We start from the raw sequence: 12,514 nt of genomic DNA, 5'->3' as shown, positions 1-12,514 counted from the left end.
ATGGCTCATATTATTATGACGCGACCCCTAAGTTAAGCCCAGGATCAAGAGCCCCAACAGGACTCTGTAGACCACATAGGGGCGCAGGCGCCAACGCGGCAGTTGATTGAGGAAGAATCCAATGCAGGCCCAGCCCATGAGCGCGGACACGCCCACCGACAAGAAAAATGGGCCGCTCATATCGCCGGCGGAGAAATGCCTCAGCTTGAAGACGCCGGCCCCGAAAATGATGGGAGCCGCCATCAGAAAGGAAAAGCGGGCCGCGGCCGCGGGGGTTAAGCCCAGGAACAGCCCGGCGGTCAAGGTCGCGCCCGAGCGGGAGACCCCCGGCACCACGGCCAGGGCTTGCGCCAGGCCCATGCCGACGGCTTGGCGCAGCGTCATCTCATTGAGAGAGCCTTTCTTGGCGCCCATGCGGTCGGCCCCTTCCATGAGAAGAGCGAAAAGGATCAAGGTCGAGGCCATGGCTTGGGGTCGGCGGAAGGCGACCTCTGCCTGAGCTTCGAGGAAGACTCCGGCCAAGGCCGCGGGAATCGAGGCCAATACCAGGAGGACGAAATTCCTCCTGGCCACGCCGCCATCCCTGGAGAAGACCCCGGAGGCCATGCAAACCCAATCGTGCCTGAAATATGCCATTAGTGCCGCCAAAGTCCCCATGTGCAGGGCCACGTCAAAGCTAAGACCCGGGTCGCGCCAACCGAGCAGCCAGGGCAGGAGGGCCAGGTGCGCCGAGCTAGACACTGGCAAAAATTCCGTCGCGCCCTGGAGCATTCCGTAGACCAAGGCTTGCCAGTAGCTCATTCTATCTGTCGGCCGTTTTAAAGGGATTGGAGCCGGCGGCGGGGCCGGACACCGGCGTTTCGGAGATCGTCGTGTAGTAGAAAACGGCTAGGCTCAAGGCCGTCAGAATCGCGAGCGTGGCCGCGTAAATCTTCCAGTAGTTGCGGCGACTCTCGGCCCGGGCCTCCGCCTTTTCCGAGGACGGAGCCAAGACCACCTCGGGCCTCGCCGCGGATTTCTTAAATCGCTCGGCGGCGTCGCCCGGCGCCGAGGAACCGAATTCCTCAAGCCGCTCAGGAGGTGCTTCCGGCTTGATGGGCTGCACCGCGGCAGGCGGCTTAACCGGAGGAGGCTCCCCCGCCTTCCTCTTATTCTCGAAATCCCAGCTGCAGGAGGGGCAATGAGCCGCCTCCTCGTCCACCTGCGCCGCGCAATGAGGGCACCTGACGATCATATGATTATGAGCCCCAAGAGGGGCCAAAGCCACAGCCATACAAAGGTAATAATTTTTTGAACCCCTGTGAAGGCGCAAAACATCGCCCAAAGAGCCCGCGGGGCATCAAGCCATATCGCCCATCCAGAGGCCTCCGCGGGCCTGTTCCTTCGCACGACTCGGACGGCCCCGTAGCCTCCCCGAGACAACGCGTCTAAAAGCATGCGGCGCCGCTCGTCCGCCGAAGCCGCGCGCCAACCCGGAAGGCGCATCAGGTTCCAAACGCAGGCGGCCCGCCCATAGCCGTGAATGTCGGTCGCGCCCGCCGCGAATACGTTGAAGCGGCGGCACAGCTCCAAAACGCGTCCTCGCTCGCTCTCGGGAAACTCCAGGCCCTTGGGCGTAGCGTTGACGATCTCGAAGCCCGAAAGCCCCCAGGAGGGCATCTCCGCCAAGGCCTCTCCCCAGGGGTATTTCCAATATTCAGGCAGGCTCATGATCGTGACCCAGCCCTGGCGCTTGGCCTCGCCTAAAAGCCTGCGCACCCCGTCGACGCCGCCGCCGTAGAGGGCGGGATCCACCGCGGAACGCGGCCCCAGCAGCACAATGTGGGATTGGAAGAGGCTCAACTCCTCGCCCCGCAGGCTCAAGTGCGATTTGGAGGGTCGGGGATCCTTGGACTGGTCCCAAATGTTGTGGTCCGTGATGAATGAGGCGTCAAAGCCCGCGGCCTCGTGCCACGAGGCGTTTTTCTCGGGAGTGAAGGATTTGAGACCGTCCCACGAGATCGAGCTGTGGGAGTGGAAATCAACCGCCACCAAAGAGGGGTCGTCCAAGACCAGGCGAGCGGGAGTCCGCGGGAAGAATATCACGCCCGATAGGAAAAGAGCCACCAAGGCGAAGTAAATGAAAAATGATTTGAAAACTTCTCGCGCCGCGAACCACTCGCGCCTTCCGTGCCCCAGGACGAAGAACCGCCAAGGGCCGTAGAGAAACAAGAAAAACATCAGAAGTGCTATATGCTGGCGCAGGTTGTTGCAGGTGATGAGGTCAGCCCAGCCGGCCAAGGGAGTCAGGAACAGATGAGAAAGGGGAAACTCGAGATGCGCCCACGGCGCGGACCCGCCGGTCGCGGCATCGACAAGGGCCGGCCGCGGATGGAAATGGGCGGCGCCCAGGGCCAAGGAACCCGCCAATGGCGGAAGATATCTCCGGCTAAGCCGACCCAAGAGAGGCGAGGCGCTCCTCGAACTTCTGGCGCGCGGAGGCCCCTTCCTCCTTGAGCAGGAAATACTTGCTCGCCTTGTGAGACATCAGGATCAGGAAGCGGGCCGGAATCCCTGCCCGACGGTAAGCGGCAAGCTTATGGTGGCCGTCCAGAACGAAGCCCGCCATGAAGGAGTGGAGATTCTTGTTCTGGCCGCGCTTGACCGCCTCGGGGATGCCGCGCTGGTACATCCCCAAGAGAAGGATGCGAGGGCGGTCCCCATTGGCGATCATGGACTGATAAAGCTTCACATACTCTTCCTTAAGAGAGGCGCGGGGAACCAAGGGAATCACGAAATCGAACTCCTTCTCCATGATGCTGGCCTCGGGATGGCGGAAAATCCTGGGGCGCTGGGACTCATAGTGCTCCCATCCGGAGAGCAGGCCCTCCTCCTTGGGGTCTGCGATGTCCCAAAGCTCCATGAATTCACTGTTGAAGAAATAGGAGCTCTCGTCATCGCCGTCGTAGGGACCGGCGAGGTTGATGGTCGTTTCAAGAATGGAGTACTCTCCCTTCTCTAAAAGCTCTAGCAGGGGGGAGAGCTCCTGGACCATGGCCTCATCGAGGGGCCGCGGCATCTGAATGGTCTTGGGAAGGTTGGCCACCTTCTTCTGCGCAGGCAGGCGAGGCTCATGCAGGCATTTAAACCAGAAATGGCAGGTATCGCAATCGTTGCCTATCTCGAATTTTCTCGAGCCGTTGATCTCGAGATAGATGGAGTTGGCCTCTCCATGCTTCTTCTCGACGGCGACCTTGAAAAATCCCTTGCCTTGGCTGAGCTTGACTTTCATCAAGCCATCGGCGATGGTGGCGATCTCAAGCTTCTGGGTGGCGGCCTCTGATTTCACGGAGCCCTCCGTTCGCCCTGCTCCCTGATAATTTATTTTAGTCATTTCCTCTCCTAGTCGCAAGGGTTGTCGTCCTCAAGCGCTATGAGGATAGGGACAAAGACCGATTCTGTCAAGACCTTGACAGCGACAAGCTCCCATGTTATAAAGGGAGTTGGGAATTCCAATATCCTGCCGGAGATTTTATCGCTGAAAAGCGGCCGAGATAACCAGTCAAGGAGGCAAGAAAAATGTCGAGAGAGGAGATTAAGACCCACATGGCCTATTTTGTTTTAGGAACCATTGCTGGCGCGGCGGCGGGGGTTCTTTTCGCTCCCAAGGCCGGGAAGGAGACCCGACAAGAGCTGGGAGAATGGATCAAGAACAAGAGGGAGAAAAGCTCGGAGTTTATGAGCAAGCTTAAAGAGGAGCTGCCGACCAAAAGGGATCAGGTGGCCGCCGCCCTGCGCGCGGGCAAGAAAGCTTATTACGAGGCCAGCGGGGACAGGAGACAGCCCGAGAATGAATCCTTAACCGCTTGACTCAAACGGCAGTTTGACGGCGAAAGGCCCGCCGAAGGCGGGCCTTTCCTCCATTATAGACGGCTTCACTGGAACTTAAACAGGGTAGGAAGCGAGGCCCCCGCGGAAACCGCGCACTGGATGCCTTCCTGGAGGGTGAGCGGGGTGGAGAACACCTGGCTTTCTGGGACCAAGACGATGTCGCCGATGTACATGTGATTGGTGGGGACATAGACGCAGACGAAATTACGCGATTCCCCGCCACGCTCGATTTCCAGATCGCGCGTCACGAACCCCAACGAATAAACAGCTGGCCGCGGGTATTCAACCAGGACCACACGCCTGAACGCGTTTTTGTTCGCTGGGGAAAACACCTCTGTCATCTGCTTGATGGTGCTGTAGACCCAATTGAACCCGGGGATCTTGAGGAGAAGCTCCTCGAAATACTCCAGGAGGTGCTGGCCCATGATGTTATTGGCCAGAGCCCCCAGCCCCAGCACTATGAGGAGGGCGACCACGAGGCCAATCCCAGGCAGGTTCCTGCCGAACAGCCCCGCTACGGGGGCCAGGAACTTGTCCACCGTGGAAACAAACCAAGCCAGAATCATGAAGGTCAGGCTGAACGGCCCCACCACGAATATGCCGCTGAGCAACGTGCGTTTAAAGCGCTTGGTGAGGGAAGCCTCCTTGCTCACTCTGCGGCCCCTGGTCGGCGCAGGCTTTTCAAGTCCTCCGCGAAAGCCATGGCTCCGCGCCCCAAGGACTCCCCGCCGTCCACCACGATCACCTCTCCCTGTATGTAGCCGGCCATGGGGGAGACCAGAAAAAGCACGAGGTCGGAGACGTCCTTCTCACGGCCGAAGCGGTGCGCCGGAATCTTGTCCAAAAGCTTCTTGCGAACCCATTCCTGAGGCCAGAGGCGCTCGCGCGACTGCGGGGTGTCGATGTAGCCTGGGCAAACGGCGTTTACCCGCACGCCCCTGGCCGCCCACTCCACCCCCAGGCTGCGGGTGAGAGCCACCACCCCGGCCTTGGCGCTGGCCGAGGGGGCCAAACCTGGGGCGCCGAGCCAGGCGTAGGAGGCCACAAGATTTATGATGCTCCCCGAGCCTTGCTTGAGCATCCTCTTGCCGGCCTCCATGCTGCAATTGAAGGTCCCATTGAGGACGATGTCGATTACCTTGCGCCAGCGCACGCTGGTGAGCGCCTCGCTCGGACGGATGAAGTTGGCGGCGGCGCCATTGACGAGGATGTCCACCCCGCCCCATTGAGATTCAACGCGCGCAAAGAGGTCCTTGACCTGGCCTGGCTCGCTCACGTCCGCCGGACAGGCCATGGCCGAGAGGCCCTTGGCGCCAAGCTCCTGAGCCGCGGCTTCTAGCCTCGAGGCTTGGCGCCCGACCAAGGCCACCTTGCAGCCGTGGGCCGCAAGCTCCTCGGCTATCACCTTGCCTATGCCGGTACCGGCGCCGGTGACCACCGCGGCCCGGCCTTTGAGCAAGTCCTTGACGAACATCCCTCAGGCCTGCCAGCGCGGCCGGCGCTTCTCCACCATGGCCGCGATCCCTTCCCTGGCCTCGGCGGTTTCGACGATGCGCTCAAAATCTCGCAAGCTGTCCTGCCAGAGGGCGGCAAATCCGGGCGCCGACGGGCCCTGCAGGGCCTTCTTGACGGAAAGGTAGGCCGGCAGCGGGGCCGAGGCCAGGCGCCTGGCCTCGGAAAGGGCCTGCGCGTCAAGCGTCTCGCCCGGAGCCAGCGCGTCCACGAAATTCCCCTCGAGGGCCTGCTCCGCCCTCAAGGCCTTGCCCTTAAGCACCATCTCCTTGACCAGGAACGGGCTCGAGGATATCTCGCGCATGCGCTGGATGAGACAAGCGGTGGGAGAAAGCCCGAAACGAATCTCGGAGAGGGATATCTTGCCATGCTCCCGGCCCATCAAGCGAAAATCGCAGGCCATGGCCAATATCCAGCCGCCCAGGACGGCGCTGCCCGACAGAACGGCCAAGGTCGGCTTCGGAAATTCCAAGATTTGGCGGTAAGCCTCCAGAAGGCTCAGGAAGGGCTCGAAGCGGCGCCCTTCGGGCAGGGCCTTGATCTCCTGGGGATCGAGCCCCGTGGAGAAATAGCGCGGGTAGGCAGAGGCCAGGACCAGACAGCGCACGGAGGAGTCCTCCCGGGCTTGCGAGAGTTCTTCCCTCAGGGTTTCCAGCAGGGAGAGGGTCAGATTGTTGGAGGGGGGATTGGCCAGGCGCAATACTCGGACCTGCTCTTTCTGCTCCTTGATCAGCATGAGTTAGGGCTCGCAATGAAATAATATGCCCAACTGGCAGGCCCAGATTCGAGTTGATTTCGAGGCGCGAGAAGGGAGCAATGCCGCAGCGCATTGTGACCGGCGAGCAACGAAGAAATCGGCCGAAGATGGGCCTGCCCGAAGGGTCGGGGCACTTTTGGGCTGCGACTTCGTCTCTCGTCACTCACATACCGCTGCGGGTATGCTCGCTCCTCGATCCTCGTCTCGCTCCAAAATTGCCCCGGCCAGTTGGTCATATTATTTCATTGCGAGCCCTTAAGGCCGCGCCAAGCGCAAGCTACTTAACATCCTATCAAAAGCAGGCTCGAAAGTCTCGAAAAGCGCTTCCGGAGCGCTGTAGCTCAAGATGTAATAGCGCCCTTCGCCGGCGTCGAGATAGGCGGAGCGGCTTTGCCCTGACACCATCGTGAATCGCGCGGGAAGTCCGGCCGCCCGCCCCCGCTGGCCCTCTCGGGCCTTCTGCCAGCGCCTCTCCTTGGCCACGGCCGTGTCCAGGTCCAGGTACCCGTACTGTCCGATCTGCGCCCTGGAAATGGTCAGAACCACTTGCCTGCCCTGGGCCCCGGTGTCATGCTGGATGTAGAGGGTCGGCAGCTCGTCGTCCCAACCATCGGTCATGGACCAGCCCCGCGGATAATCGAACGAAAGCTCGGAAATCTGGTAGCGCTCGTACTTGAGGGCCTGCGCGGCATGCGCTCCAGCCCTCTTGGTTCGCGCCGGAAGCGGCGCGGCAACGCTAGGCTCCAAGGAAGGCCTGAGCTTTGGCGCGACGGGAAGGGACTTGAAAGAACCCATCTTAGGAAAATAGGGCTTCCCTGCGTCCGGCAGCTCCTCGTCAGGCACGCAGCGAAACGGCTCCAGGGGATCGTCAGTGACCATGCGCGTGCTGCCCCTTGGGCAATCCGCGCACCAGGCTCGGCCGGCCAGCGTTAAAAACGCGGCGGCCGCCGCAATCAGCCTCATTTGCCGCGCATTCCCGCTGCACGCGGTCGTTGCGTCGTCCACCGCGATCCTGGGGGAGGCTTTCTCCATGTCGAAATAGAGGATAAGGGGGGATTCCCCATAAATCAAGGCCTCCCGTGCGGCAGCAGTTGTATAATAAAATCATGAGAGTCGTGGTCGCGGGAGGGACGGGCTTTATCGGAACGGTCTTGTGCCGCAAGCTTCAAAGCCTCGGGCATGAGCCCATAGCGCTTTCGCGCAGCGCCCGGCCCTCATGCCCCTGGCCCGTGCTGTCCTGGAACCCAGCCGACCCCTCCGCGTGCCAAGCAGCGCTCGATGGCGCCCAAGCCGTGATCAACCTCTGCGGCGAGTCCATCGCCGAGGGCCGCTGGACGGCTCAAAGAAAGCGGGTTTTGGCCGAAAGCCGGCTCGTCCCGACCCGGACCCTGGTGCAAGCCTTGGCTCAAGCCCGCACCAGGCCCGCCGTGCTCATCAACGCCTCGGCCGTGGGCTATTACGGCGATTGCGGCGACCAGGAGTTGAGCGAGGACTCCCCGCCCGGCGGCGGCTTTTTGGCCGAGCTTTGCCGGCTCTGGGAAGAGGAAGCTCTCCAGGCCAAAATCCTCGGGGTCAGAGCGGTCACTCTGCGGCTCGGGGTGGTCCTCGGCCCCGGAGGGGGGGCCTTGGCCAAAATGCTCCCCATTTTCAAGCTGGGCCTCGGAGGCCCCCTAGGTTCGGGCCGGCAATGGATGTCATGGATTTCCCTGGACGACGCGGCGGGCCTAGCCGCGCATCTCCTGGACACGGAAGTCTCCGGCCCCGTCAATGCCGTCTCGCCCGAGCCGGTGGAAAACAAGGATTTCGCGCGGGCCTTGGGCCGCGCCTTGGGCCGCCCGGCCGTCCTGCCAGCGCCGGCCTTCGCCCTGCGCCTGGGCCTCGGGGAAATGTCCAGCGTCCTTCTCTCCAGCCAAAAAGTCCTCCCGGTCCAGGCCGTGAAGGCCCGCTACTCCTTCAAGCATCCCAATCTGGACTCCGTCCTGCGGCTGTTTTTGACCCCAAGAGCCTAATCTGGTAAAATACCCCTTAATTCCGGGCTAGCTCAATGGTGGAGCAGGCCGCTGTTAACGGCAAGGTTGTAGGTTCGAGTCCTACGCCCGGAGCCATCTTAAGTTGGGGAACCAACAGCCCTTTCGAGTTTTCGAAAGGGCTGTTTTTCATTGGGCTTTTCGCTTTGGTTCCCCTTTTGGTCCTGCGCGCCCCCGCAGTACCTCAGCGGAACCCTGAGGCTCCCGTTTATTCTCGAAGACGAGTCGCATGATCTCCGCGAAGACGGCTTGCCTTCGTTGCTGATCCGACATTGGGAATAGCTGGCCTTGATGCGGATCGGTCTCTTTCGCATCCATGAAGAAGTCATCGGCTGGAAACGGATCATTATCCGGCCCCGAGATGATCGTTTTCTTCGCAGGAAAGCTCCCATGTCCGCAACTCGTAGTTTTCAAAGCCGCTGGAGATGAAGGGATCTGACTCAGCGATTCGCCGAGCCTCCTCGCAGGAAGGTGCCTTTACGATCAACATGCCGCCGCCGTTATCTTGGAACGGACCGCACAGGACCAATTGTCCTTTCCGGTCTAGATCCCGCAAATGCTGGATATGTCCCGCAAGCAGGTCTCTGGTCATGGGTTTGCCCGTCTTGTTGAGGAGGATCACGTAACGTATCCATTTCGGGTCTGTCGCACTCATGCTATGCCTCCCTCAGCCTCAAAGGGCTAGACTTTATTGCCTTGGATTCTGCGTAGTTTGAAGTAAGCCGTTGCTCCCGGCGTTTTGGCAAACCGTTCCCATTCCTGGTAGGCCAGGTCTAATTGCGCCCTTGCAATCAGTTTCTCCTTAAGAATATCCTTCTCGGAAGCTTTGACCATTCCGCAACCACCCAAGGCATAGCCGTGGATTTCCTCCGTGCTCTCCAGCCTGAAGGTCAGCACATCAGATTTTACCTTATCCATGCCGGCCGCGACAAAAAGCCGCTCCAACCTGTCGCCGATACGTGGATTCCCTCCGCCCAGCTTTTGGAATTGGTAAAGGGCGTTCAAGGCTTTCATTGCATGCGGGAGGGCTGGCTCGGTAGAGGAACAGCACCCGACCTGGCATTCACAGGCTACAACCTCGCCGCCTTCCTTGGCAACTCGGAACATTTCTTTGATGACCTTAAGAGGTTCGGGAACATGCTCCAGAAGAAAACGGCAATAGACAAGATCGAAACTGCCAGAGGGAAACTCGAGGTGCTCAGCGTTTCCCAGATGGAACTCGACATTCGTAATAGCTTCCCGCTCAGCCAAAGACTTGGCCTTCCGTATCTGTTCTGGCTGGGTATCGATGCCAACTACGGCGCCGGGAGCGATCTTGGGTGCAATCTCTCGGGCTATGACACCGGTGCCGGAGCCCACTTCGAGGACGGTCATTCCAGTGCGAAGCGGAGGAAGAAACGAAGAGCCTCCTATTAGACGATGTTGAAGTTCTAGGCGATCCTGCTCATCGGACTTCGCACCATGGATATAGAATGTTTTGGGAGACATTTTCGCCCCTTCCCTACTTCCACCTCGCCCGGAGAGAGCGTTGGGTCGTCACTATTTCTCGCCGCAGGGTCTCCGCGTCGGGAAGATTCGTCAAGTACTTCGACGCGAAGACTCGCGTGAGGATGCCGCCCGTCGCGTATTTTACGATGGCGTCGTCCTTGTCGCTGCACAGGATGATGCCTACCGGCTCGGCTTCGCCGGAAATCATCAAATGCTCTTTTACAAAGTTGAGGTAAAGGTTCATCTGGCCCGCGTCGGCGTGAGTGAAGGCCCCCGTCTTGAGGTCAATCACGACAAGGCAGCGGAGCCCGCGATGATAGAGCATGTCCTGCCGCTGCGGCGAATGGCCGTGGGTCAATAGGTCATGCGGGCGTTTCGAGCGGACGGCACGGTCATAAAACTGCGTGCTGATCTGCCGGTCAAGCTGGCGGACGGACCATCCTCCGCGAATAGCCTCCACCTCACAGAAGGCGCGAGCCCGCGGATTGTCCACCGACATCAGCCGGACATACTGGGACCAGGAGAGTGGGAAGGCCACGGCGCTCGCAAACGGGGGTTGGATCGGCGCATGAACGGGCGCGAGAGCCTGAGGGGATTGCGCGAGCGACGTCTCGGGCTTCCCGCGCTTAAATTCGCCCGACACCATCGGGCATTTTGCCCGAGCCTCCGATTTGCCCGACGGTGTCGGGCAAATCTCCCAGCCCATGTAGAAGGAACGCATCTTCTGCAATCCCTGACGGGAGAAGCCTCGTCCATGCCGCGTGGTCAGGTCGGCTCCCAGACGAGCCAGAAGCTGCTTGCCATATTCTCGGCCCAGGCCTTGCCCCCCTGTTCGTATTCCACGATCCGGCGTCCGACATCCCAATAGGTTGTTGACGGACCGGGCGGCGCTCCGCCGAGCTTCCTCCAGGAGGCCGGAGATGTCCGACACCAGGCGGCCGTAGTCGTCTGTCTGCCGGGCAGCGCGGGATCGCAGCGCGAGCGTGCCGGCGGAAACCGGGACTATGACGCGGGATGCCGAGACTCCAGGGATTCCTTTGGCTCGTTTTTTCGTCATGGGACCAAGTCCAAAGTAGAGCTTACCAATTCCGAGTAAATCACAGGAACTGGTCGCACTCACCATTCAGCTTGAACGCCCTCGCGGGACTCAGGTCCCGTGTTTAGGGCTTTAGATAAAGCTTTACTAGCCAGCCCCCTCAATTATTCTCCGCCGCCTAAGTCGTAGGGAGTTCTCCGGTGACGTGCCGCCAAATGTACCACGTCCCAATCGAACGGTAAGGCTTCCAACGCGCGGCAACTCGCGCCACGCTCTTGGGATGGGGCAAGCCCTTGAAGCCATAGGCTTTTTGGATTCCCTTTTGCAGTCCCAGATCGTTGACAGGCAGCACATCCAGGCGGCCCAGCCTGAACATCAGAAACATCTCCACGGTCCATCGTCCAACGCCTCTGACCTGCGTTAAAGCCTCGATGATCTCGTCGTCCGTCTTCGCATGCAGTCGATCTACTTGAACGGTCTTCGTTTGGATCTTGAGCGCCAAATCCTTAACGTAGGATGCTTTCTGGCCTCCCAGGCCGATGCTCCTCAATTGGCTGTCAGGGATGTTCATCACATCTTCCGGGCTTGGGAAGCGTTTCTTGCCGAAAAGATCCTTGAATCGTCCGTAGACCGTCGCACCGGCCTTCATGCTCACCCGTTGATAGAGGATCGCTTCGACAAGGACCTGAAAATAACTCCACTTTTTTTGGGTCTGCCCGAGGCTGCAGGGGCCGACTTCATCGATGATCCGAGCAAGGATCGGATCAGAACGCTTTAGGCTCCTCGTCGCCTGGGCTAACATCACTTAGCCCTTGGCCGCGCCACGTTCCAGCTCGATTAGAAACTTCTTTTTGTCGAGACCGCCCCCATAGCCCGTCAGAGCACCGCTCTTACCGACAACGCGATGGCAAGGCACGATTATGGAGATGGGATTGCGCGAGTTGGCAAGGCCGACAGCGCGAGCCTTTTTTGCGCTGCCAAGACGTCTGGCTTGCTCTGCGTAGGAGATGGTCTCGCCGTAGGGAATGCCCGAAAGCTGCCGCCAAGCCTGTTTCTCAAACGGCGTTCCATCGATGACGAGGGGAATGTCGAACGACTTGCGCCGTCCGGAGAAATATTCGGCGAACTGCTCTCTGGCTTTCGCGATTACCGGATGTTTCCTGGACGATTTAAGCGCGCCAAAGATGCCTGCATAGTCTTGACGGTCATTATCCCACAGCGCTCCATGAAGACCGGCGTCGGATGCGATCAGCCACAAATTTCCGACGGGGCTATCCACCTTGTCCAAAACGCAGTCCCTGGGAAGCGATTTCATCATCGTCAACATGGAGCCCTATTCAGGGACGGTGCATATATTCGAGCCGCATTGATTCCATCCCTGCGGCTCTTTCCGATAGATATCGACGGAGCGCAGACGGATCGCCTTTTCACCACCCGAGGGGGCGATCGTCCAATATTTCGCCAGATAGAAAACAATCGCGACGTCGTCATGGACCTGGACATCGAGGTCCAGCATCTCATATCGCTTTCCCTCGAAGTTCTTAAGGGCTTGCTTTGCCGCCTCCATATACTCTTCGATGCCGCGCACCAGATGCTGGCTGCCCACTTGGAAGCCCTTCCAGTCAGAAGTGTGGCCTCGCCGGATCGCATCGAGGTCTTTGCGGATGAACGCATTGAACAGCCCGTCAATATGATGGACGATCTTCTCGCGATCCACGTTCTCCTTCGCTATAGCGTTTGCCATTTCATCTCCTTGAGTGAAGCGCCAAGGCAAATGATGCGAAATCGAGGGAAATGCAAACTTGCAAAATCTTGCTTTTTCGG

At 59.8% G+C, this 12,514-nt stretch carries 15 protein-coding genes, 1 tRNA gene and 1 pseudogene; 3 read left to right on the top strand and 14 right to left on the bottom strand.

The genetic code is table 11. The annotated features are described in order from the left end of the window. Positions 1 to 27: 27 nt before the first annotated feature. Genes HY921_00795 through HY921_00780 form a run of 4 tightly spaced genes read right to left on the bottom strand, consistent with a single transcriptional unit; the run spans position 28 to position 3,328 of the window. The gene (locus HY921_00795) at positions 28 to 801 is read right to left on the bottom strand and encodes an undecaprenyl-diphosphate phosphatase (protein ID MBI5629400.1); all 774 of its coding nucleotides are present in this window, start codon (positions 799 to 801) and stop codon (positions 28 to 30) included. 1 nt (position 802) lies between these two features. After that, positions 803 to 1,234, bottom strand: a complete 432-nt coding sequence (locus HY921_00790) for a hypothetical protein (GenBank protein MBI5629399.1) — start codon at positions 1,232 to 1,234, stop codon at positions 803 to 805. Continuing rightward, positions 1,231 to 2,409, bottom strand: coding sequence for a hypothetical protein (locus HY921_00785; protein ID MBI5629398.1), 1,179 nt, complete (start codon positions 2,407 to 2,409; stop codon positions 1,231 to 1,233). Before HY921_00785 ends, HY921_00790 begins: the two co-directional genes overlap by 4 nt. A 19-nt stretch (positions 2,410 to 2,428) precedes the next feature. Then, positions 2,429 to 3,328, bottom strand: coding sequence for a hypothetical protein (locus HY921_00780; GenBank protein ID MBI5629397.1), 900 nt, complete (start codon positions 3,326 to 3,328; stop codon positions 2,429 to 2,431). Between the two features lie 230 nt (positions 3,329 to 3,558). On the opposite strand from HY921_00780, the gene HY921_00775 reads away from it, so the two are divergent. Further along, a complete protein-coding gene (locus HY921_00775; protein MBI5629396.1) occupies positions 3,559 to 3,849 on the top strand; it encodes a YtxH domain-containing protein in 291 nt (96 codons plus the stop codon). A gap of 65 nt (positions 3,850 to 3,914) precedes the next feature. Here HY921_00775 and HY921_00770 read toward each other — a convergent pair whose 3' ends face one another. From HY921_00770 to HY921_00755, 4 genes are all read right to left on the bottom strand, one after another. Next, on the bottom strand, positions 3,915 to 4,523 hold the full coding sequence (locus HY921_00770) for a DUF502 domain-containing protein (GenBank protein MBI5629395.1): 609 nt from the start codon (positions 4,521 to 4,523) through the stop codon (positions 3,915 to 3,917). Beyond that, the gene (locus HY921_00765; protein MBI5629394.1) at positions 4,520 to 5,344 is read right to left on the bottom strand and encodes an SDR family oxidoreductase; all 825 of its coding nucleotides are present in this window, start codon (positions 5,342 to 5,344) and stop codon (positions 4,520 to 4,522) included. Before HY921_00765 ends, HY921_00770 begins: the two co-directional genes overlap by 4 nt. 3 nt (positions 5,345 to 5,347) lie before the next feature. Next, complete coding sequence (locus HY921_00760; protein ID MBI5629393.1) at positions 5,348 to 6,118, bottom strand: enoyl-CoA hydratase/isomerase family protein; 771 nt, start codon at positions 6,116 to 6,118, stop codon at positions 5,348 to 5,350. Positions 6,119 to 6,394: 276 nt separating this feature from the next. Then, positions 6,395 to 7,171 carry a hypothetical protein gene (locus tag HY921_00755; protein MBI5629392.1) on the bottom strand — a complete coding sequence of 259 codons (777 nt, stop codon included), beginning with the start codon at positions 7,169 to 7,171 and terminating at the stop codon, positions 6,395 to 6,397. A 74-nt stretch (positions 7,172 to 7,245) separates the two neighbouring features. Here HY921_00755 and HY921_00750 point away from each other — a divergent pair, with 74 nt between their 5' ends. Both HY921_00750 and HY921_00745 read left to right on the top strand, forming a co-directional pair. Further along, positions 7,246 to 8,148, top strand: a complete 903-nt coding sequence (locus HY921_00750) for a TIGR01777 family protein (protein MBI5629391.1) — start codon at positions 7,246 to 7,248, stop codon at positions 8,146 to 8,148. Between the two features lie 21 nt (positions 8,149 to 8,169). After that, positions 8,170 to 8,244 (top strand) — tRNA-Asn (locus HY921_00745). 268 nt (positions 8,245 to 8,512) lie between these two features. Here the strand turns inward: HY921_00745 and HY921_00740 are convergent. The 6 genes and pseudogenes from HY921_00740 to HY921_00715 all read right to left on the bottom strand — a co-directional run bounded on the left by HY921_00740 (position 8,513) and on the right by HY921_00715 (position 12,407). Next, the gene (locus tag HY921_00740; protein ID MBI5629390.1) at positions 8,513 to 8,821 is read right to left on the bottom strand and encodes a hypothetical protein; all 309 of its coding nucleotides are present in this window, start codon (positions 8,819 to 8,821) and stop codon (positions 8,513 to 8,515) included. 26 nt (positions 8,822 to 8,847) lie between these two features. Next, a complete protein-coding gene (locus HY921_00735) occupies positions 8,848 to 9,540 on the bottom strand; it encodes a class I SAM-dependent methyltransferase (protein MBI5629389.1) in 693 nt (230 codons plus the stop codon). 127 nt (positions 9,541 to 9,667) lie between these two features. Beyond that, positions 9,668 to 10,711: pseudogene (locus HY921_00730) on the bottom strand (DUF1016 family protein). A gap of 157 nt (positions 10,712 to 10,868) precedes the next feature. Further along, a complete protein-coding gene (locus tag HY921_00725) occupies positions 10,869 to 11,495 on the bottom strand; it encodes a DNA-3-methyladenine glycosylase 2 family protein (protein MBI5629388.1) in 627 nt (208 codons plus the stop codon). Further along, positions 11,496 to 12,005, bottom strand: coding sequence for a methylated-DNA--[protein]-cysteine S-methyltransferase (locus HY921_00720; GenBank protein MBI5629387.1), 510 nt, complete (start codon positions 12,003 to 12,005; stop codon positions 11,496 to 11,498). 18 nt (positions 12,006 to 12,023) lie between these two features. After that, positions 12,024 to 12,407, bottom strand: a complete 384-nt coding sequence (locus HY921_00715; protein ID MBI5629386.1) for a nuclear transport factor 2 family protein — start codon at positions 12,405 to 12,407, stop codon at positions 12,024 to 12,026. Positions 12,408 to 12,514: the final 107 nt, after the last annotated feature.

The organism is Elusimicrobiota bacterium, from assembly GCA_016218575.1.
In the GTDB taxonomy this organism is placed as follows: domain Bacteria; phylum Elusimicrobiota; class Elusimicrobia; order UBA1565; family UBA9628; genus JACRDN01.
The sequence above is the reverse complement of the archived record's forward strand: the minus strand, read 5'-3'. Positions and strand labels throughout refer to the sequence as shown.